Here is a 19,193-nt window from a genome sequence, read left to right on the forward strand (position 1 = left end):
TCCGAGCGCATCGAAGACCTGCGCGCCATTCCCTGGGTTTTTTCCTGGGCGCAATGCCGCCTCATGCTGCCCGGCTGGTACGGCTTTGGCCACGCCGTCGAACGTTGGTTGCAAGAAAATCCGGACGGCCTCTCTACCTTGCGCCAGATGTACCGCGACTGGCCATTTTTCCAAAGCCTGCTCTCGAACATGGACATGGTGCTCGCCAAAACCGATCTCGCCATTGCCTCGCGCTATGCCGAATTGGTAGACGACACGGCGCTGCGCCAACGCGTCTTTACGCGCCTGTGCGAGGAATGGCAACGCACCCGCCAGCACCTGCTCGCCATCCTCGAAACAGACGATTTCCTCGCCGATAACGCCGCATTAAAGCATTCGCTCAAACTGCGCGCGCCCTATATCGACCCACTCAATCACCTGCAAATCGAACTGCTCAAACGCCACCGCACCGGCGAAAACGACGAACGCATCGCGCGCGGCATCCACATCACCATCAACGGCATCGCCGCCGGCTTGAGAAACAGCGGATAGACGCGCTCAGCGAGCAATCCGCCAAGCCCAAAGTCAAAAACTAAAGCTGCGCTCGCCTGTTTATTTGGTGCCCATTCAGCCGCGAAGAGTTTCCCGAAATAGAAAAACAAAAACCCCCGAAAGCCTTGCAGCGCTTGGAGGTTTGGCGTTTTTCGATGGTGGGCGGTACTGGGATCGAACCAGTGACCCCTGCCGTGTGAAGGCAAATGAACGCCACCAACACCGCCTCAAACCCGCATGGTTGCTGGTAATGACATCCAGAAATGTGCGCTGAATTGCACCGGATTACACCGGATTTACACCGGACAAAAAGCCCGGCGTCCTTGCGGATGGCCGGGCTTTTTGCGTTTACCATATCTCGTCCGGCATAATCACCAGGCGCAGTGTGCCGACTGTTTTCCCGGCGCAGGACGCTGTGAGGATGGCTGTGCCCTCGTTGTATTCCTCGACGCCTTCTATCGTTCGCACATGGATGATGGCAACAGGCCCGTCTGCTGAAAACTCGATATGCCTGTTCGGCTTGTAGCCTTCCCATCCAAGAGACCACGTAAGTCCGCATGATGGGCCGATAGGTATCGCAAGCATTGCCGCCGTCTGTACGACTTCGATTTTCGATTCACTGCCTTCTGTTTTATAGCGGTCGTGGTTTTCAGGTGTTATCCATGCAGTTCCGCTTTCTGTGAATTCAGTGCTGTTCCACTCCTCGTCGTATCTTGTCTGGTACAGGCTGTAATCTGGCTCCCAGTTTTGGTACTCTGATCTTTCCACGTATTGGCTCACTAAGAACGCTTTGCGCGAACCCAAAAAAAACCCGGTTGGCGCGCAAGGTGGTGCTTCTCCGCCTTTTTTAAGCTCTACCTCTACCTCCACCTTTTGCCCAGGCACTTGCTGGACTGTTTTGGCCGGAAAAAATCGTCTGCGGTCGGTCATAGGATGCTCCGAGAGACCCAGGCGTTCAGGCCGGGGAGGACGTCAAAGGATCACCACTGTTTCTGATGGCGGGTAGCCGGCGGCTTCGACCAGCAGGACATGGCGCCCGCGCACGGTTGGGAAGCTGACGCGGCCGTTCTGGTCGGCGACGCGATGGATGCCGCCATCGAGGGTTACTTTTGCGCCGGGAAGTGGCTTTCCGGTGTCGCCACGGGCGGTGAAGATGATTTCGTTTTGCGCTATTTCGACGGTGATGCCGGCCTGGATGAGAGGGTCGAAGGCGCTGGAAAGCTGGCCGGTGACTGTCTCCGGCGTGTCGCCTGCGGCAGCATCGACCATGCAGGTGATGGACTGGCCAGAGAAATTCTGCTCGGCTTCGCTCAATCTGTGGCGGCCTGAAACTGGCAGCAGAGGGTGCTGCAGATCGGCCCAGTCTCCGGGCGCAATGTCTGTGAGTGGCTGACTCCAGGTGATCCGCCAGCGCGGGCGGGCGATGGCCTGCAGGATGCGGTGGCCAAGCTCTTCCGCGTGGCGTGGGCTGCGCAACCATCCGGCGTTCCACTCCATTTCGATGCGGCCATATTCGCGGATGGCATCGGGTGCCTCGATCTGCACGGCTCGGCTTGCGCGGCCGGCGGCGTGGTCATAATCGTAGAGCACGCGCAGGACGGTGTAGATGTCGTCGTGCTGGCAGGTGGCGGTCGGCGATTCGGCGGTCAGCGGCGTAACCTGATGGGCGGGCGCGGATGGGTCGGCGGCGCTTGGCCACAGGTGCGCGATGCCGGGCATGGCAGCAGACCAGGCGCTGCCGGTGGATTGCAGCAGGGAATCGATGGTGGCGCGAATGGTGGCGTCGGCGTTGTCGATCAAGCCGCCCAGCGTCAGGCCGGCTGTTTCGGCGCGGTAATCGTCGAGGTCGGACCATGTGACATCCGTGCCGGCCAGGTTGGTCATAACGTCCCACAGGATCTCGGCGGGTGTTTCGATGGGGCGGCCAGTTTCCGGGTGTAGCCTGCCGCGCAGGGTGACGGCCAGCTGCTCGCCATCGGCCAGCGCCTCAGCAAGCTCAAGGAAGGCCACGGCGCGGCCTGTGCTGTCGAGGCCATTGCGCCAGGCGTAGGCGGGCGTTTCCACGCCGTCACGTTTGACGACATCAACGCCGGCTATGGGATGATCGAGCAGTACGAACATGCGCTGATCTGCACCGTACTGGATGGGCGCGACGGTGACGCGGCCATAGCCCCACGGCAGCGTGCGGATGTCGCGCCAGCCGCCCCAGACGGCGCTGGTGCGCAGCGGCATTTTGTCGGACAGCGGCCGGTCCAGACCGGCGACGATATCCAGTGTGGCGGTACTGGACAGCGACAGGCCGGTGACGATGCCGGAAAACACCTTGCCGCTGGCTGTGCGTACCTCAGCGCGGCGGCGCATGGGCGGCGTGGCGGCATAGGCGCTGGTGATTTCTCCGTCGGCGTTTTCGATATCTGCGGATAGCGATGCGGACGGCGCAGACGACAGGCCGGGGACGGACAGGGCGCGGCGCATGGCGGAGATGCCGGTCAGGCGCGAGAGCGTCACAGCGGCGCCGGTGGGCTGTGTAGCGCGGGCGAAGGTGTAGGCGGTTGAAAAACCGTCCTGCCCGCCATCAATGACCAGCCAGGCGCTCATGCGATCACCGCATCAAGTGTCAGCGTGGCGGAGAGCAGCCGGCGGGCAGCGTCGTTTGGCTGATATTCGTGCAGGTCGTCGATTTCCAGCGCTTCCGCCCGTGCGGCAACGAGGGCGGCATCTGCTGTGTGCAGGTGGTGCGGTATCAGCACCAGCGGCTCGTCGTTGCGCTGCGCGTAATCGATGACGGAGAGCAGGTTTTCGGCGTCGTCGTTGGTCAGGCTGTCTTCCCAGGTCAATTTCCAGCCATCGCCCTGTCCGGCGTAGAGACCGGACGGGTTGAGTCCGCCGGAGCGGGAAACGCCCCATCGACGCTGGCGCGATGCGGCGGCAGAGAGGCTGGTGGCGGCGGGAACGCCAGCCCAGATTGCGCCGATCTCACCCGCTGGCGCGCCGGTCAGGGTGATGCGCAGGTAACGTGCGGCGAACGGCTCGAACAGGTCGGCGGCAATGCCGTGAGTGATGTCGATGCTGGCCGGCGCTGACCACGTCGTGCCATCGAGCGATATTTCGTAGCTGACCGTGGCCCCGGCGGGAAAGCGGTAGCGCGCCAGGACGATGCCGCCGACGGGTTTCTCGCTGCCGATGTCGATCACGATTGATGCGGCGTTGCCGGACCACTGCCACGCGCCATCGCGCATATGTTGCGTCTGGCTGGGTGCGTGCGGCTGGTGGGCGCGGAACGTGCTTGCATCGCCATCGACCCAGCTGGGCGCGGCTCCGGGGTCGAAATGGACGGCCACGCCATCGGCCAGCGGTGCTGGTCCGGATACCGGAATATCTGTGGCGGCTGACCATGCGCCTGAATCCCGGCGCCACTTGAACTGACCGGCCTCAATCGCCAGGCTGAACGTGTCTCCCAGCGAAAATGGGATGCCACCCGGCTCGATCTTGATCTCTGCACCGGCACCGGACCATGCCGGAACCGCGCCGGAAATCGGCACCATGTATTTTGCCAGTGGCCCGGAATCGCTGCCGGTCACATCCCAGGTGAGCTGGTCTGTGCCGTTGATGCCGCCGGCAAGATAGGCCGGGCCGGCGGCGACTGTTTGCAATACCGCCTCGTCGCCGACGGAATACGGGCGCTGGCCGTCGGTCTGGTTAATGTTGATGATGATGGTGTCGCCGACCTTGAGTCGGTCTGGACAAGCAACGACCAGGCCAAAGGCGAATTCCTGCGTGCTGTAAGTAGCGCCGGTTTCCGTATCCATGCGGGTGGAAACGTAGGCGCGGTTGGTGAATGCCGGGCGGTAATATCCCGCAGTATCTACCCACCAGTGAGTAGCCTTCGGGTCGTCTTGCCAGCAGCCCCCGGCGGCTGTGCTGCTGGCGTCAGATTTTGGGAAAATACCGGCTTCCACGCGGGCGTGGTTGCACTGCGCCCGCACGCGGTCAAGGAAGCGGCTGGCGTCGTATTCGACAGTGGTTTGCTCCGGGTTGATCGGATCGACGGCGGGGCGCGCTTGCCATTTGTATTCTTCGCGCATTTGGGCGGCGAGCTGGGTGACTTCGATTGATGCGTCGTTGTAAAACAGTGTCCATTCGGTTCGCTGCATTACGCCGGCATTCGGCCCGGATGTCACTGTAGCGACGCCAGAGTAGTGTTTTGTGTACACACTGCTTCCTCCGACGGTCCCTACCCTGTTTTCTGACTCAATCGACGTTGATACGCTTGGATAATCATACCCGTCATCGCCTGGCACAAACCCACTGATCTCGCTGACAGACTCAACCAGCCGGAACGCTCCGGATGCGTAGTCATCTACCGCTGTTTTTACGGAGTTGATATAGCCGTCAAGAATGGTCAGCGCGCTCGGGCTATCGGCAATTTCTCGGATGCATGTGGAAAACTCGCGGACGATGCCATCGAGCAGGTCAAGATCGACGGTGTCAGCCTTGACGATGCCGGTGGCGTCGCCGACGGCCTCAATCGGTGTGTTACTGGCTGCGGACTGTGCGTGCCATTGCATCAGCGCCAGCAGCCGCGTTTTTACTGCGGGGTCCATGGTGTCTGCTCCTTCGGGGTCGAGACCCAGGCAAGCCAGGTCGATGGTGGGTGTGGGCATATCGCGGCAGTTGCAATCTGCCGGCGGGCGGGCCTGGTAGCGGAATGAAACCTGCTTTGCGCGGGCGTTTGGGCCAAAACGGAACGGGCGCACGCAGATGGACGGATGGCCTTCACTGTCGGCGCGGGTAACAGCGTCGAACGTGAACGACCATTCGCCCTTGGCATCGTTGGCCGGCTTGATGACAGGAATGGTGAAATTCGCAGCGGCGCTGGTGTAATGCGTGCCGGTAGTGGCGCTGGCCAGCACGCCGGAGACGCTGCCGGTAACTTCCCAGCGTTCGGCGCCCACATTGTCGGCATTGACGCATTTCACGGTGACGGTCTGCGTCGGCGCGGCGGCTGGGACCGATACCGATGTCAGCGCCACTTTGCCGCCCTGCGACAGCAGCCAGGCAGATGTGCGCAGCGGCACATCGGTTGCAGCCTGCCCGCCCGGCTGGCGGTCGGCGACGACCACGCCGGCAACTTCGACCAGTGCGCTGGTCGCCAGGGCGGTGAGCATGTCGTAAAACGTAACGATTGGCGCGGCGGGCGTCACACCATAGACTTCGGTGGCGACGCCTTTTTTTACGGTGATTTCATAGCCGCCAGTTACTGAAAATGCCTTGGTTCCGGCGGTAATCGTGCGCTCAGGTGCGGGCGCCAGGCCATGCAGCCACTGCCCGTCCTTATACACCCGGTACGGCCGGAACACTTGCGGATCGCCGCCGAATTGAATGCGCGGGCTTTTGGCGTCGACTTCGCCGGATGCGGTCATTGGCAGGCCGCCGAAATTCCACTGTTCGCCCGCCTGCGTGGCTTGCCCTGCGGGCCAGTCGGCGATGAGCGAATAGTCTGTAACGACTTGCGTCAGCGCGGGCGTCACCACGATGTTGATGGTGTTGCCGGATTCCCCGGCAATACGGGCGCGGATCTGCACATCGCGCACATCGAGCCGCGCCGCTTCGGTGAGAATGCCCAGGTCGGACAAGGTAAAGGTGAGCGCCTGCAGGGTGGCGCCAGCCGCAACCGACTGAACTGTCATTTTGCCGTTACCCACGCCGGCGAACACGGGCGCACTGGCGCGCGGAATGCCGCCGGTGGCAACAATCTCGATCTCGAAATCAGACGATTCATGGCCGATGTACTCACCGGCCAGACGCACCCGGCCGCCACCCTTGCGCCGCGCCGACGTGCGGCTGATGGCGGTGGATGGCGCCACGCTGCTCGCAGTCAGCGTGGCATTGCGGACGAGGTTATCACGGCCGGAGATGAGTCGTTGCACAGAGGTCATTTGGCGAGTCTTTCCAGTTTCTTCAGTTCAGGTTCAACCAGGCGGGCAAGCTTTACCGGATCGGTGACGCCATTGACGTTGATCGTGACGGCGTTCTGATTCAGTCGCGTTGGGCTGGTTTTTTGTTCTGTCGTGGCTTTCGCCGCAGATTCAGCGGCTTTTTTCTTGGCCTCTTCCTGGCGTTTTTTCTCGGTGGCGCGGGCGAGCTGGTCGGTCAGCTTGATCTGTTCGGCGAGATAGCCAAGCTCGGTCTGGTAATACGCCATTTCGGTGGCGTCGTTGCGCAGCTGGGCGCGGTGCAGTTCGATCTGCAGCAGTGCCTTCTTGCGCTCAAGCTCTGCGATATCGCGGGCAGCGCGGGCACGGGCGATTTGCTCTTCGCTGCCGCTCAGTTCGAGCAGCTTGAGGCGCAGTTCTTCCACGCCAGCGGCGCCGGATGATGAGAGGGACTTCTGCTGCCCGTCCAGGCGCTCCATCTGGCTGGCATAGTCACCAGCTGCGGTTGCCATGGCAGAAAATCCGCTTACCGCGCGCGTTATTTCAGTGGTGAAACTCCCTCCGATTCGGTCAGTGGAGCGGCCTGCTGAATCTGCGGCGGCAACCACCTTGTCGGCAGAATCTGCGGCCGCGTCGCCGATCTTGCTCATGCTGCCAGCGGTTTTGCTGGCCTGCTCTTCCAGCCGCCTTGTTTCCTCGCGGGCTTTGATGAAGCTCTGCACGGTGACCTTGCCGGCTTCGTCAGCCCGCACTTGCAGGCCGCGCATGGCGGCTTCGCTACGCAGCCCGCTATCGACCACGCCACCATTGGCGGCAACGGCTTTTTCGGCGTAAGCGGTAAATGCGGCTTCGATTTCGCGGGCGCTGGACTTGCCGCTCTCGGCAATCTGCCGGAAGGCATCGCGGGCGGCGCTGGCGCTCTGTTTCAGTGCAGCATCGGAGACTACGCCCAGCGCCTTGAAGGCTTCTTCGACCGACTGCAGGCCGGGGATCTGTGCCTCGATCTGCCGGCGGGCGTCTTCTGCGGCTTGCCCCAGGCGCTGCATGGATTCTTCGCCGATCTTGCCGGATGCGGCCAGCTTTTTGACCTGCTCCTGCAGGGCGTTGATGCCGGACAGGCTGCTGGCGCTGCTGAATGCTTGGGTGAGCGCCATTTCGATGGCGGCACCTTGTTGCTGCGCGGTCTTGCCTGCGGCATCGAGCGCGGCAATCATGGCGTTGATGCTCTCGATGGCGTCAGCGGTTTCGGCGCCGACATCATCCAGCGCCGTGCTGGCCGATACGCCGAGACGGGCGAAGCTGGCGGCGAGCACCTGGTCGTTGATGCGGGCGAGCATTACGGCATCTTGTGCCGTGCCCTGTAGGGCCATTTCGGACATGACGCGGAATTCGCGCAGTTCCTTGCCGCTCATCTGCGCCAGGCGCTGCATCAGCGCGGTGTCGATCTGTTCGCCGGTTGCCAGGGCGGCAGATTTCAGCAGATCAAGATCGCGGGCCAGTGTCCTGATGGCATCGACGCCGGAGAGGTCGGCGGTCTTGAAGATTTTTGCCAGCGCGTCGGCGGTTTCCGGGCCGCGCTTGCGTAGGGTGTCGAGTGCTTCCTGTACCGATTCGAGCGCGGGCTTGGTTTTGTCGAAATACTTGTCGGCGAATTCGTTGATTTCTTCCATGCGGCCGATCTCGGCCAGACGGGTGCCGATGGCGCCCAGCAGCATTTCAAGCTGCGCGGCGGGGACGGTCGCAGCAATGATCGGCTCGGCGAGCATTTTCTGCAGGTCGCCGAGTTCGCCCTTGCCCATGGAGTCGAGTTTGCCGGTCAGTGCGCGGGCGATTTTGTTGCCGGCGATTTCGCCGCTTACTTCAAGCCGCTTGAGGTCGTTCAGCAGCGTCTCGATGCCTTTCGGCGTCGTGATGTCTGCGTCCTTGATTTTTTCAAGTGATTCGGCGGTGTTTTTTGCTTCTGTTCTGGCCGCCAGCAGGCGGCTTACCAGTTCGCCGAATGCGAGAACAAGCACGCCGATACCTGTTCCGGCAATGGCTGTTTTCAGTAGGTTAAGGGCGCGAATTTTTGCCAGCAAGGCAGATGTGCCGGCGGCGGCAGATGCAGCGAAAGCCGCCATTGGCGCACCGACGGTGCGGTAGGCCGCTGCCAGCAGGGCCGTGCTGGCGCTCATGGCGGTGGTGGCGCGGGTGGTTGCCGCCATGGCCGCAGCTTGCGCGGTGGTGGTGGCTGTGAATGTGGCGGCGGCCTGTGCCGCAGCAATCTGGGCGGCGGCGTAGGATTTGACGGCGCGTAGGGCACGAACGGAGAACACCGCCAACATGACTTCGCCGGCCTTGATGGCGGCGGAAACCACAGTGTCCAGATTGGTGGCCATGATGTTGATGGCCGCCACGATGTGCTGCGTGGCACCGGTGGCCTCGTTCGCATTGCCAAGGTAGTACTGCCAGGCGTTTGCCAGCTTTGTAACAGCGTCGGCAACCGTGGTTGGCATATTTTCGGCCAGCTTCTTGTTTACTTCGACCGACTGCCGCAGCCCCTCGTTCAGATCCTTGATGGATAGTTTTCCGGCGGCGCCCAGGGCGCGCACTTCCTTTGCCGTTTTCCCTGACGCCTCGGCGATGGCATCGACGATGGTCGGCGTGGCGGCCAGGATGCTTTGCCATGCGTCGGCGTCGATTTTGCCCTTCTGGATCGACTTGCTGTAGGCATCAATGGCGTTCTTGCCCTTCTCGGCGCTGGCGGCGTTGGTGACCAGCAGGAAGGACAGCGAATCGACGACATCAAGCGCCTGGTCGGTGTTGTAGCCCAGGCTGCGCAGGGCGTCTGAGGTGCGGATATAGACTTCTTGCGCCTCTGCCAGCGGTCGGTAGGTGGCGTTCGCGGTTTCGAGCAGACGAGCCTGTACGGCGTCGTACTCTTCGCTGCTTGATGTCGCCATCTTGATGCGGCTGGCCATTTGGCCGTATGCGTCTGCCGTGGCGATGGCGCTGCCGATGGCGTTCTTTGCGGCGCCGACAGAAAACACGGCAGCCATGGCGGCGGCGACGTTCTTTGCGCTGCCGCCCAGATCGCGCATGCTGTTTTCTGATTGTTTCGCCGCACCGGCTGACTGGACCAGTGCTTTTTTCAGCGCGTCCTGCTCGCGGACAAGGCGGCGCACTTCCGATGCGGCGGCGGTGTTTTCCTTGCTCATCATCCGCACGTTTGCGGAGGCGACGGCGAGCGATGTTTTCAGGTCGGCGACTTTGCTTTTTGCGCGCTCTGCTTGCTCGGCAAACAGGGATTGTGCGCTGCCGGCTTCTTTTGCCCGTGAGCGCAGGTGCTTGTATTCGTTCTGCGCGCTCAGTAGCGCCAGGCGCAGATCGTCCTGCGCTTGCTTTGCCGATGCCAGGGTGGCGGCGGTTTCTTTCTGCTTGCTGGCGGCGGCGCTGGCGGCGGTTGCGGCTGCTGATAATTCTTTTTCAAGGCCACCAACACTTTCGGCGAGCGCGTCGGTCTCCGGCTTGCCTTCGGCCTGCGCGATGATCCGGAGCTTGACTTCGTTGTCGCTCAAAAGCGCCATGGTGTCTGTGACCTTGAAAAAGCCCCCGGCCAGAGGCCAGGGGAAACGCTAGGAGAAATCAGGCCAGCGGACGACCATCAACATAGATGGCTTCCTGGTTGGCAGACGACAGGATTTCTGCGGAGAAGCTGACCGAGATGAAATCCGTCTCGGACGTGATGATGGGCAGTTCACCATTCGGCGACAGATTGACGCGCGGCATGTAATAGTCGCGGTTGCTGCCTGATGCGTTGTCGGCAATGGCGCGCAGGGCGCCGGAAAGCGCGGTCTGCGTGCCGGTCTTGATGCGCTGCCAGGATACGGCCGGCGTGGTGTAGCTGATGGTCAGCGGCACCGGGTCAGCCGGGAAGGTGGCGAGCGTTTGCAGACGGCCGGCTTGCAGGTCGCTGGCAATGACAGAGGATGTCAGTGCGACTTCGCCGATGTCTTCCCAGGTGGCGGTGCCGTCGGTGACGGTGCTGCCATTGACCGGCCAAGTCGGCTCACTGATGCCGCTCTTGCCTGCTGTGATGCAGCGGTAGGCGTGCAGGTCGGTGCCGGTGGTGGGCTTGACCACAGCGCCGACGGCGTAGTCTGTTTCATCTTCCCACGCGTCGGCGGCGATTTCGACGGTCAGCGCGGAGATGTTGCGCACGCCGGCTGGGTTGGATGCGGTGGCGCCCAACTGGTAGTGGCGGCCGGCGCGGGCGGTAAGCGTTTCGGTCTTGCTGCCGGCGGATTGTGTGATGGTTTCCAGCGAGCCGGACAGGAAGCGGGCCAGGTTCTCCGGCGAAATGTTGTCGCAGGTGATGTTCGCGGTGCGGTTGACTTCGACGGTGACGGAGGCGTCCTTGACGCGCAGGCCGGATTCCGACGAGTAGTGGTCCGACTTTTGCGTTTCTGTCGAGATGTTGAATGTCGGGCAGTTACCGAAAGGCTGTTCGCCGGTCAGGTTGCCGGATGCGTCGAACGGGTTGAAAAGAAGACGGGCGCGCGGGATGTGATACTCGTTTTGGATGTGTTGAATTGCCATGATGGTGGTCCTCTCAGGGTGTGGCTGGGGTGAGCGTGTAGGTCGCCTGGAGGCGGACCTGAACGTTGACGATGGATTGCCCATCGATGCGCGGCTGGATGACCCGGCCAGCGTATTGGATGGTTTCCGACAGGAGGCCGGAAAGCGTGTTGTCATCGGAGAAGACGGCGCGCTGGATGTCGGCAATCAGGATGTGGCCGGCGATGTCCGGGTTGTCTGGATCGCAGTGCGCGCAGGCTTCGATGGTGAAATTGATGATGGCGGTGGCGGTATAGGGGACAGCGCGCGGCTTGCTGGCATCCTCTTCGCCTTCGTAGAGGGTTGCTGTGTCCGGCGTTTCAAGCTGCCGGCGGCCACGATGGACGGTTTGCCCGATGTCGGTGGCGTAGCCGTTTGCGGCGCGGATGGTTTCGATGCGCGCCTTGATGGCCTCGGCGATGTCGTTGGCCTTGCTCATGCGCGCAGCCTCTTGATTTCGGCGGCGAAGTGGCTGGCGAAGCTGCGGGGTAGCTCGGCGGTGATGCGGCGCTCGTTGCGCTTGATCCAGCTGGCGTAAGCCTGGCTCGGTGAGACGGTGAATACCTGCTCGATTTCGTTGCCGTAGCGCCAGAAAACGCCAATTGCGTTGCCGCCGGAAACTGCGCTGTCGCCGAATCCGCGCTGACGCGGCAGGAAGAATTCACCTCGCACCACCTTGCGTGATCCGGCGCGCAGGATCTTTGCGCTGACGCCGGCCTGCTTGCGGCCGGCGGGAATGCCTCGGCGCGGGTCGCCTTTGGCGCCGGGTGCTGGCGCGGTGATTTGTGTTGCGGCGTAGCGGGCCTTGTTGAATGTTGCTTTTTTCGCCACGACGGCGGCGTTTGCTGTGTTTTTTGCCGGATGGACGATGAGCTTTTCGCGCACGTAGGCGGCAGACAGCGTGTAGCGCTGCGAGATGTCGTTTGCCGCCTGTTGCGCGGCCTGTGCTGCGGCTTCATTGACTGTTTTTTTTGCGGCAATGGCAGCGGCCTGCGGGTAGGCTTCGATCTGCTTGCGAATGGCGCGCAGGGCGGCTCCGCCACGGATGTCCAGGCTGATTTTCATTTTTCCAGCCTCACGACCCAGCGAGTGAATAGTCCGTCGTCCGATACTTGCGTGTCGATCAGGTAGCTGTCGGCATCGATGCGCACTTTGTCGCCGGCCTTGAGGCAGCCGGCAGGCACCTCGATCTCAGTGCGGCGGGAGACGACCTGGCCGTAATCCCCGATGAGCTGCTGGTCACGATGCACGATGGCGCTGAGTGGGCGGCCTTTATGCAGCACGATTTCTGCTGCGTCTCCGTGCAGGATGTCGGCGCGCATGGCTGCGAAGATTGGATTAACCGCCACGGCACGAATCCTTGACGGCTGACCAGAAATCGATCCAGCCGGCTACTTGATCTGCGGCAGCGCGGCAGGTGGCGTAGTTGTCAGCGACGGTTTCGAGGACGGCAGCGTCTGTAACGGCCTCGGCTTGACTGTCAGCCAGGCTGGCGGATTCGGCGGGCTGACCCGTGGCGGCGGCGTCGTGGCGCACGCGGAAAGTGCCAGGCAGATCGCAGCGACGATCAGGCGGTGTGACTTGCACATAGCGGATGACCTCTTTGGTGATGATGCGGTCGCGAACGGACTGCTCGGCGGCTTGTTCTGCCTGCGCGGCGGCGGATTTGTCTACGGCGGCGCGGACCTGCTCGGTCTGCTCGATCTGTTTTTCAATGCCGCGCAGGCGCTTGGCATCTTCGTGGTCGCCACGCAAAGACCAGCCGACGGCGATGCCGGAAATGGCGAGCGATGCGGCGAGCAGAATGGTCCAAGGATTCATTGCGCCAGAATGCCGGCGCAGGGGGGAAATTTTCAGGGGAAAATTTCACTAAAAATTTCCGGGTGGTCAGGTTCGAATGACGCCGACGCTACTGCGCAGCCATGCACTTTCTGTGCCGCTCAAGCTGTCGCGTCCAGACGCCGGGGCAGCGGCGGTTGCCGGGTATGGAGCAGTCATAGCCGGCAGCGTATCGGTAGCGCAGCAGGGCGTTGCAGGCGGCGGTATATTCGCCAACCAGCAGGTGGCGGCGCATGCTTGAGCCGCGCCAGTTGCCGATGCCGTACTGCCCGACGAAATCGATATATAAGTCATATTCCGCCTGGTGCAGCAGCACACCGGGCAGCGAGGCACGAAAGCGCCGCTCGTCTGCCGAAAGCAGATTTCGCGCAAGCGATTCGGCGCGCTGGCGGGTGATGGGCGGATCGGTCAGCTTGACCGGCGTGCCGTCCTCATAGCGGGTGGCGCCGTGGCCGATGGTCGGCACGTCGCCCTGGGTCGGAATGTGCGGCGCCAGGCGCTCTTCCCCGGCCACCACCACCGGCGGCGAACTGCCCTCATTCGCCACCCATGCAGCGAATCCAGCAGAGGAAAGGGCCAGGCTGGCAACGAGAATGCGGGCGGGCCTATTCATCGGCTGGCGACTCCGGGCAGGGGAACCCGGGCTTGACGCACTCTGCTTTTGCCTTCGCCAGCCGCAGGTGCTGGTGCTTGTACCAAAGGTTGGTAAGAAACGTCAGGATCGCAACAGCGGCACCGACCGCGGCGGCGATTTCGTTGGCACTCATCCCGAACAGGATGGCGCCACCGGCAGAGGTGTAGGTAGCGGCATTGGTGGCGGCTTCGCGGGCGCTCATGTTGTTCACTTTCTTTTTCAGCGGGGTGGGTAGCGGAACACTTGATGCCAGGTGGCCCAGTAGATTTGAGCGGACACCGCCGCAATACGAGCGGGCATCCACAGTAGATCGACGGTGCGGGCGATGCGCCAGGGATTGAGCTTGTCAGCGAGCATCCGACCACATCCTTTCGTAATTCCGCACGTTGAAGACCACGACGGCGATATAAATTGCGATGAACACAGCCAGCAGCCACACAGACTGCACCCAGACAGCAACAGCAACGATCAAGCCGAGTTTTACCCACACGAGCGCGAGAACGATGCCGCTCTTGTCCATCAACCAGCGCATGATTGGGTTTAGCTCGCGCCCACCATCGCGCAGGATCAGCATGGTGAGTACTGCATCGCTGACTTGCAGGGCTGCGAACAGTATGAGCAGAGTGATGAGCATAATTACCACCCAAGGATATTGATATAGTCCTCAGCACCTTCAACTTCTGCGAGGAAAGCATCTTTCTGGTCTTGTGTATAAGCTTTTCGCTCATATTGCTCAGAAATTACTTCATCGCCTCGGAGAATCTGATTTGTCCATTGGACATTTACAGCAGATTGCTGAGACAGGATTTGAACTGATTTTAGAATGCGTTGCTCTTTTAACATTTTATTTATCCTTTACACAGAGTAAAACCCTGCAATACGAATGCCGGCCGATGAATACATGCCAACTTGCGTAATCGGGCTATTTGACGCAAATGAGTAAATCTGCACAAGATCTGATCCGGGCTGGACGTTAGCTGCAATATCCCCTGAGTAGGTAAGATCGGAAGGTACTACGGTAAAGTAGCTCTGTGAATTAGCGTCAGATGAGGTTATAAAAGGCAACCCCGTAATTTGCAGATTTCCCGTCCCGGTGTGTGCAGTCCAAGTGATAAGAATCTGGAAAAATACATTCCTCCCGATTTTGGTGTATTTGCCAAGCTGGACTCCATATGTCCCAACACCTGCGGAGGCTTGGCCTCTTGCTACAGGCGTAAAAGTCCCTTCCTCGTAATCATCAAGTGTATTAGGATCAGACGATGCGACTTGTGTAGCGGGGAAGCCGATACCATCTACGATTTGTAGTATTGTGTTATTACGTGCGGTTGGTGTGAGTCCGATGCCGAGTTGTCCAGCAGAATTGATGCGGAGGCGTTCTGTACTTGAAATTGTCCCATTAGACGATATCGCAATCGCGGAAACAGCAAAATACTCATTTGCTGTTGTTTCTCCAGCGCCTACACCGCCAGACAAGCGGAAACCTGAGCGAAAATTAAGGTTCTTCGATGCGAAGTTTGCTAAGTCAAGATTTGCTTCGGATGCGTTGCCATAGCTAGCAGCGATAACGCGAATAGTTGCCTGATTGCCTGAATTTTTAAATGCGGCAATACTGTTGTCAGCGTTAATCTCACCCGTGTATATAGAAGCTGCGGAACCAACGTGTAATTTCGTACCGGGAGATGCTATCCCGATCCCGACGTTACCAGCTAAGTAGTTATCAGCGGTCCCTGTGATATTCAAATTGCGCTTGTTAGTGCCTGCGGATACTTGAGAGGTGATGCCGTAGTTGTTGATGCCTTGGGTTTGGTCGGCGATCAGTACGCCGTGCTGGTTGGCGATGGTGGAGCCAGCGCCTTTAGTGGCATTGAAAGCGTAAAGTCCAACGACGTTCGTTGCGGTGTACGCGTTAGCTGCCGTTGCTGGAATCGCACCAAATGCCGCCGTTGTGCTAGTTGCTGCAACTGATGACGTGGGTGCGGACACTACACCGTACTGGCTTCCACCTGTCAGAGCGGCGTTTTGAATATGCACTGCGTAAGACGCATTCCCGGCACCGCCCACCCCCATATACCCATTCACCGTCACGGTGTTGGTGGATGAATCACCGAGGGCTGTATTACCTGTCGTTGCCAAAGTAGTGAAACGCCCTGTACCCGGAGTTGTAGCGCCGATATTCTTGCCGTCGATGTTCGTGATGCTATTCCACCACGCAGCAATAGCCTGTCTGACACGCTGTCCTGTCCAAGCTAGACGCGTAGTGCCATTACCATCTTCAGCCTGCGCTTGGGTTGTCGTAGGCGCTATCCATTCGCGGGCGTCGGAGAGACGGGTGTCGTTGCCCTTGACCACTTCACCCGCCGCCGCGTTACCTGATGCTGCGACGTTGAGTGGCGCAGCAGTGCCCAGGGTTGGCAGGCCGGAGAGCGACGAGTAGGCAATCTGTGCGCCGTCGCCGCCGCTGTGGTCGTGGGCGTCGCCGTTGGTTACACCTTTGTCAATCGGCGCGTAAGCTGTGTTGTGGTTGTGGTTTCCAGCAGCAAAGTTCGTCGCACCTGTACCGAAAGCGCCAGTCGTCAGTACGCCAGAGGTGGTAGTGATAACCGGCAGGTTGGCGGTGGTTCCAATCGCCCCGACATTGGTAATGTTGCCGTGGCTGTGGGCGGTGGGGGCGCGGGAGTCGGATAGGCGGGTGTCGTTACCAAGGATGGCGTCACTAGGGCCAGTGCCGGTATTTACTACAGCGGCGGTGCCAAGACCAAGGACAGTGCGAGCTTCTGCGGGAGTAAGGTCTTGCGGCGCGGCGGCGACAGCGTGTTTATTTCCCTTTACTGTCCCAGCAGGCATAGCCCCTTGTTTGGCGTTCGTGGCTGCGCCATTGCTGATGGTAACCAGCCCGCTCTCTGATATGGTCGCATCGCCGGCCATTGCATGTGACTCATATTTCCCAGATGTCTGACCGACTAGAATTCTTCCAGCTGCGGGCGTGGTGTTGGGGTAAATGCTCGCTTTTGCCTGGGCGTCATTTGTGACGTTGCCAAGGCCAACGACGGATTTCGATAGCGAGTCTCCGGCAGGAAGCTGCTTGCTCTTCCCGCCGACGCGTACAAGCGGCTTCCGTTCTGCCATTTTTACAGCACCACGTAGCCGTCGTCGGTCGTAATCAGCTCGGTGGCGCTCTTGGCTTTGCCGAGGTACTGGCTGATCTTGTTGGCGTTGGCCACGTCGTTTTCATCCAGCGGGGTGTCGGTGACCGCTCCTGCGGTGCCAAGCCAGTATTCTGCGCCGGGGGTCAGGCCGCTGAGGTTGGCGTTGACGCCATCGAGCGGATAGACAAGGGCATCTTGCGCCATGAGCACGGCGGTCTGGATGTAGCCATCGGCAGCGCGGCCGTTGGAGTTATCGGCCAGGCGCACGGCCAGGTCGCCGGTGTCGGAGTAGATATTGACGAAGCTGCCAGCGGCCAAGTTTTCGGTGGCGGTGATGAGCTGCGTTTCGGCGCCGATGCCGGGCGGCATCATGGTCGGGCTGAGGCGGCCGTCGCTGCCCAGCGCGGGGACGCGGCCAGCGTCTGCTACGCCAGCGCTGACATCGGCAGCTTCGGCCTGGATGGTTTTGCCGCCTTGACGGACGAGGAATTTTTGTGCCATTTCAGTGCTCCAGATTGATGTGGTCGGTGATGGAGAGATAAAGCTGCTGGCCGACAGCGCGGCCAATGAGCAGGTCAAAGCCTTCTGCGGGCGGTGTTTGTGTCAGGGTGCCGTTTGGTCCAAGCCAGACGCGGCCAGGTGTCAGGCCCAGGCCGCTGATATCCACTGCGCCGGACAACTGGACCAGGACAGCATCGCCGGCAGAAGGTGTGGCGGTTATGGTCAGGCCGCAGAGCAGGTCGATATGTGCTGCGTCTTTGTTGTCCAGGGCGCTGACTTTTCCGTCGGCGTCTTCCCAGACGATGGTGAGCGCTGACAGCGGTTCAGCGGCAGTGCGTTCGACAGATGATCCGCCAGCCGGGCCGGGTGGTCCTGGCTTGCCCGGCGGGCCAGGCATGCCGATTTCGATTTCTTCGATGCAGGTTGTCATTGACAATCCTCCCTGCCGAATGTGATCTGCCCGTTGTAAATCTCAATGGCGCGCTCGGGATCTGACGGGATCAGCTTGAGGTCGTAATACGCGGTTTTCTCGCGAATTCCGGCGGTGGCGCTGACGAAGAAGTTGATCTGTATTTCGCCTTCTGCCGGATCGATTTCGATGCCGGCGTTGTCCTGCGTGAGATCGATGAGCAGGTTGCGCGTGTAGTCACGTGCCTGCAGGCGGGCGGTCCATCCGCTGAGGTCAAACGGTTGCCCGCCCGCCTTGAGGCGCAGGCGGATGCAGGTGTAACTGCCTGGCTCAAGGTGGATGTCTCGGCGGATGGATTTCATGGTGAATATCAGTCTGTTTTTTCGCTGGCAGCAGCCGGCTCGCTCACTTGAGCGGATTGAGCCTTGCTTTTCGTTTCAGCGGCGCGGGCAAAGCCACGGTCAATCAGACTTTCTGCGTCGGATTTGTCCTTGATTTCCAGCTCGCCACCGGGCGGGGTTTCCCCGCCTGCGGTGACGATGGTGACCAGTGCAATGAGTTTCATAGTCACCCTCCCGGATTAGCGAACGGTCGCGCAGAGCGATGCGTTGACGCGGTACGGCACCGGCAGCGGGGCCGATTGCATCATCAGGTAGCGAACGGCCGGATCTTGCTCGACCCAGGACTTGCTGAAATACGGCACAGCCTGGAAGCCGGCTTCTTCGTCACGGATGGCGCCGAAAGCGCGGACGCCTTCGAGGTCCGGGCCGGTGATGATGACCGTGTGATCCGGCAGATACGGGGTCAGTTGGCCGTTGGCCGGGTTTTCGTACCATCCGGCATAGACCCAGATGTCGAAGTCGCCGATGTTGCCCATGTAGCGACCGCCTTCGCCGGTAATGGTGGCGTTCAGCTTGTCGGCACCACGGAAGCGGTCGAGCAGCTTCTGAACCTTGGCTGACGCGCTGAACAACTGCCATGCCTTGACATCCATGACGATGGTGTTTGCGGCGGCGCCGGATTTCTCCGTGACCAGCAGCGACCAGGCTTGCACATCGTCAAGCGGCTCGACGCCGGACTCACCCCAGCGGGCGCCCAGCGTGAGCGCCTTGGTCAATGCACCGTCCCGACCGAAATTGACTTCGACGGTCGGGTACATTTCGCCGGCTACGGTGATCTTGCCGGTGCGCATGGCCTCGACGGCCATGACTTCCATGCGGCGCGTGAGCATGCCCAGCTGGTCGTTCAGCTCGAACGCCAGCGCGGCCTGCAGGCGTTGCTCAGGCGACAATTCGCCGCCGATGCGCTCGCCGATGGCGCGCTTGAATGCGCGGGAGCCGTCAAAAACGCGCTTGTCCTTGATGTAGGCCGGCTTGAAGGTCTTGGTGGTGTAGCCGTTTTGGGCTACGACCTGGCCGGCAACAATCGGGGCGACGAACGGAGCCAGACGGCGGCGGCCGGAATCCACGTCAAAGTGGATTTCTTCGGTCGTTTCGCGCTGCTCTTGCCCGAAAAACGAATTGAGAATGAACGGCTGCGGCGGCGGCAGTTCGGAAACAACACGGCGCAGGACGCCAAGCGAGAAAATATCCATTTGTCAG

General features: G+C 60.9%; 20 protein-coding genes. 1 reads left to right on the plus strand and 19 read right to left on the minus strand.

What is annotated here, in order from left to right; genetic code table 11:
• Positions 1-531 (plus strand): phosphoenolpyruvate carboxylase (locus ACM62Q_RS05555; protein WP_415034404.1); only part of this gene is annotated, 531 nt, incomplete at its 5' end.
• Between the two features lie 348 nt (positions 532-879).
• On the opposite strand, the gene ACM62Q_RS05560 is transcribed toward ACM62Q_RS05555, so the two are convergent.
• The 19 genes from ACM62Q_RS05560 to ACM62Q_RS05650 form a co-directional block, all read right to left on the minus strand.
• A complete protein-coding gene (locus ACM62Q_RS05560) occupies positions 880-1,461 on the minus strand; it encodes a hypothetical protein (RefSeq protein WP_415034406.1) in 582 nt (193 codons plus the stop codon).
• A 42-nt stretch (positions 1,462-1,503) separates the two neighbouring features.
• On the minus strand, positions 1,504-3,129 hold the full coding sequence (locus tag ACM62Q_RS05565) for a hypothetical protein (protein ID WP_415034408.1): 1,626 nt from the start codon (positions 3,127-3,129) through the stop codon (positions 1,504-1,506).
• Positions 3,126-6,470 carry a discoidin domain-containing protein gene (locus ACM62Q_RS05570; protein WP_415034410.1) on the minus strand — a complete coding sequence of 1,115 codons (3,345 nt, stop codon included), beginning with the start codon at positions 6,468-6,470 and terminating at the stop codon, positions 3,126-3,128. Before ACM62Q_RS05570 ends, ACM62Q_RS05565 begins: the two co-directional genes overlap by 4 nt.
• Complete coding sequence (locus tag ACM62Q_RS05575; protein ID WP_415034412.1) at positions 6,467-10,033, minus strand: tape measure protein; 3,567 nt, start codon at positions 10,031-10,033, stop codon at positions 6,467-6,469. The genes ACM62Q_RS05570 and ACM62Q_RS05575 overlap by 4 nt, the downstream gene beginning before the upstream one ends.
• 58 nt (positions 10,034-10,091) lie before the next feature.
• The gene (locus ACM62Q_RS05580) at positions 10,092-11,045 is read right to left on the minus strand and encodes a hypothetical protein (protein WP_415034414.1); all 954 of its coding nucleotides are present in this window, start codon (positions 11,043-11,045) and stop codon (positions 10,092-10,094) included.
• Positions 11,046-11,058: 13 nt separating this feature from the next.
• Positions 11,059-11,502 (minus strand): hypothetical protein, encoded by a 444-nt coding sequence (locus ACM62Q_RS05585; RefSeq protein WP_415034416.1) that lies wholly within the window; start codon positions 11,500-11,502, stop codon positions 11,059-11,061.
• Positions 11,499-12,128: a hypothetical protein gene (locus ACM62Q_RS05590; RefSeq protein ID WP_415034418.1), complete on the minus strand. Its 630-nt coding sequence runs from the start codon at positions 12,126-12,128 to the stop codon at positions 11,499-11,501. Before ACM62Q_RS05590 ends, ACM62Q_RS05585 begins: the two co-directional genes overlap by 4 nt.
• Entirely contained in the window at positions 12,125-12,412 is a 288-nt protein-coding gene (locus ACM62Q_RS05595) for a hypothetical protein (RefSeq protein ID WP_415034420.1), read from the minus strand. The genes ACM62Q_RS05590 and ACM62Q_RS05595 overlap by 4 nt, the downstream gene beginning before the upstream one ends.
• Positions 12,402-12,884 carry a hypothetical protein gene (locus ACM62Q_RS05600; RefSeq protein ID WP_415034422.1) on the minus strand — a complete coding sequence of 161 codons (483 nt, stop codon included), beginning with the start codon at positions 12,882-12,884 and terminating at the stop codon, positions 12,402-12,404. The genes ACM62Q_RS05595 and ACM62Q_RS05600 overlap by 11 nt, the downstream gene beginning before the upstream one ends.
• Positions 12,885-12,972: 88 nt before the next feature.
• Entirely contained in the window at positions 12,973-13,515 is a 543-nt protein-coding gene (locus ACM62Q_RS05605; RefSeq protein ID WP_415034424.1) for a glycoside hydrolase family protein, read from the minus strand.
• A complete protein-coding gene (locus ACM62Q_RS05610) occupies positions 13,508-13,738 on the minus strand; it encodes an HP1 family phage holin (RefSeq protein WP_415034426.1) in 231 nt (76 codons plus the stop codon). The genes ACM62Q_RS05605 and ACM62Q_RS05610 overlap by 8 nt, the downstream gene beginning before the upstream one ends.
• A 144-nt stretch (positions 13,739-13,882) precedes the next feature.
• The gene (locus tag ACM62Q_RS05615; RefSeq protein ID WP_415034428.1) at positions 13,883-14,170 is read right to left on the minus strand and encodes a DUF5658 family protein; all 288 of its coding nucleotides are present in this window, start codon (positions 14,168-14,170) and stop codon (positions 13,883-13,885) included.
• A 2-nt stretch (positions 14,171-14,172) separates the two neighbouring features.
• Positions 14,173-14,379, minus strand: coding sequence for a hypothetical protein (locus ACM62Q_RS05620; protein ID WP_415034430.1), 207 nt, complete (start codon positions 14,377-14,379; stop codon positions 14,173-14,175).
• Between the two features lie 12 nt (positions 14,380-14,391).
• Positions 14,392-16,662: a beta strand repeat-containing protein gene (locus ACM62Q_RS05625; protein ID WP_415034432.1), complete on the minus strand. Its 2,271-nt coding sequence runs from the start codon at positions 16,660-16,662 to the stop codon at positions 14,392-14,394.
• Between the two features lie 2 nt (positions 16,663-16,664).
• A complete protein-coding gene (locus ACM62Q_RS05630) occupies positions 16,665-17,183 on the minus strand; it encodes a hypothetical protein (RefSeq protein ID WP_415034434.1) in 519 nt (172 codons plus the stop codon).
• A gap of 1 nt (position 17,184) precedes the next feature.
• On the minus strand, positions 17,185-17,613 hold the full coding sequence (locus ACM62Q_RS05635) for a hypothetical protein (protein WP_415034436.1): 429 nt from the start codon (positions 17,611-17,613) through the stop codon (positions 17,185-17,187).
• The gene (locus ACM62Q_RS05640) at positions 17,610-17,954 is read right to left on the minus strand and encodes a hypothetical protein (protein WP_415034438.1); all 345 of its coding nucleotides are present in this window, start codon (positions 17,952-17,954) and stop codon (positions 17,610-17,612) included. Before ACM62Q_RS05640 ends, ACM62Q_RS05635 begins: the two co-directional genes overlap by 4 nt.
• A gap of 8 nt (positions 17,955-17,962) precedes the next feature.
• The gene (locus ACM62Q_RS05645; RefSeq protein ID WP_415034440.1) at positions 17,963-18,157 is read right to left on the minus strand and encodes a hypothetical protein; all 195 of its coding nucleotides are present in this window, start codon (positions 18,155-18,157) and stop codon (positions 17,963-17,965) included.
• Positions 18,158-18,172: 15 nt separating this feature from the next.
• A complete protein-coding gene (locus tag ACM62Q_RS05650; RefSeq protein ID WP_415034442.1) occupies positions 18,173-19,186 on the minus strand; it encodes a major capsid protein in 1,014 nt (337 codons plus the stop codon).
• Between the last annotated feature and the right edge of the window lie 7 nt (positions 19,187-19,193).

This window comes from Azonexus sp., from assembly GCF_047638095.1.
Classification (GTDB): domain Bacteria; phylum Pseudomonadota; class Gammaproteobacteria; order Burkholderiales; family Rhodocyclaceae; genus Azonexus.

What these genes read in the sequence shown, in the direction of transcription:
- ACM62Q_RS05570 (WP_415034410.1), bottom strand. Translation starts at nt 6,470, where the DNA reads ATGACCTCTGTGCAACGACTCATCTCCGGCCGTGATAACCTCGTCCGC.
- ACM62Q_RS05640 (WP_415034438.1), bottom strand. Translation starts at nt 17,954, where the DNA reads ATGAAATCCATCCGCCGAGACATCCACCTTGAGCCAGGCAGTTACACC.
- ACM62Q_RS05615 (WP_415034428.1), bottom strand. Translation starts at nt 14,170, where the DNA reads ATGCTCATCACTCTGCTCATACTGTTCGCAGCCCTGCAAGTCAGCGAT.
- ACM62Q_RS05590 (WP_415034418.1), bottom strand. Translation starts at nt 12,128, where the DNA reads ATGAAAATCAGCCTGGACATCCGTGGCGGAGCCGCCCTGCGCGCCATT.
- ACM62Q_RS05585 (WP_415034416.1), bottom strand. Translation starts at nt 11,502, where the DNA reads ATGAGCAAGGCCAACGACATCGCCGAGGCCATCAAGGCGCGCATCGAA.
- ACM62Q_RS05575 (WP_415034412.1), bottom strand. Translation starts at nt 10,033, where the DNA reads ATGGCGCTTTTGAGCGACAACGAAGTCAAGCTCCGGATCATCGCGCAG.
- ACM62Q_RS05645 (WP_415034440.1), bottom strand. Translation starts at nt 18,157, where the DNA reads ATGAAACTCATTGCACTGGTCACCATCGTCACCGCAGGCGGGGAAACC.
- ACM62Q_RS05650 (WP_415034442.1), bottom strand. Translation starts at nt 19,186, where the DNA reads ATGGATATTTTCTCGCTTGGCGTCCTGCGCCGTGTTGTTTCCGAACTG.
- ACM62Q_RS05580 (WP_415034414.1), bottom strand. Translation starts at nt 11,045, where the DNA reads ATGGCAATTCAACACATCCAAAACGAGTATCACATCCCGCGCGCCCGT.
- ACM62Q_RS05565 (WP_415034408.1), bottom strand. Translation starts at nt 3,129, where the DNA reads ATGAGCGCCTGGCTGGTCATTGATGGCGGGCAGGACGGTTTTTCAACC.
- ACM62Q_RS05560 (WP_415034406.1), bottom strand. Translation starts at nt 1,461, where the DNA reads ATGACCGACCGCAGACGATTTTTTCCGGCCAAAACAGTCCAGCAAGTG.
- ACM62Q_RS05635 (WP_415034436.1), bottom strand. Translation starts at nt 17,613, where the DNA reads ATGACAACCTGCATCGAAGAAATCGAAATCGGCATGCCTGGCCCGCCG.
- ACM62Q_RS05605 (WP_415034424.1), bottom strand. Translation starts at nt 13,515, where the DNA reads ATGAATAGGCCCGCCCGCATTCTCGTTGCCAGCCTGGCCCTTTCCTCT.
- ACM62Q_RS05600 (WP_415034422.1), bottom strand. Translation starts at nt 12,884, where the DNA reads ATGAATCCTTGGACCATTCTGCTCGCCGCATCGCTCGCCATTTCCGGC.
- ACM62Q_RS05625 (WP_415034432.1), bottom strand. Translation starts at nt 16,662, where the DNA reads ATGGCAGAACGGAAGCCGCTTGTACGCGTCGGCGGGAAGAGCAAGCAG.
- ACM62Q_RS05620 (WP_415034430.1), bottom strand. Translation starts at nt 14,379, where the DNA reads ATGTTAAAAGAGCAACGCATTCTAAAATCAGTTCAAATCCTGTCTCAG.
- ACM62Q_RS05610 (WP_415034426.1), bottom strand. Translation starts at nt 13,738, where the DNA reads ATGAGCGCCCGCGAAGCCGCCACCAATGCCGCTACCTACACCTCTGCC.
- ACM62Q_RS05630 (WP_415034434.1), bottom strand. Translation starts at nt 17,183, where the DNA reads ATGGCACAAAAATTCCTCGTCCGTCAAGGCGGCAAAACCATCCAGGCC.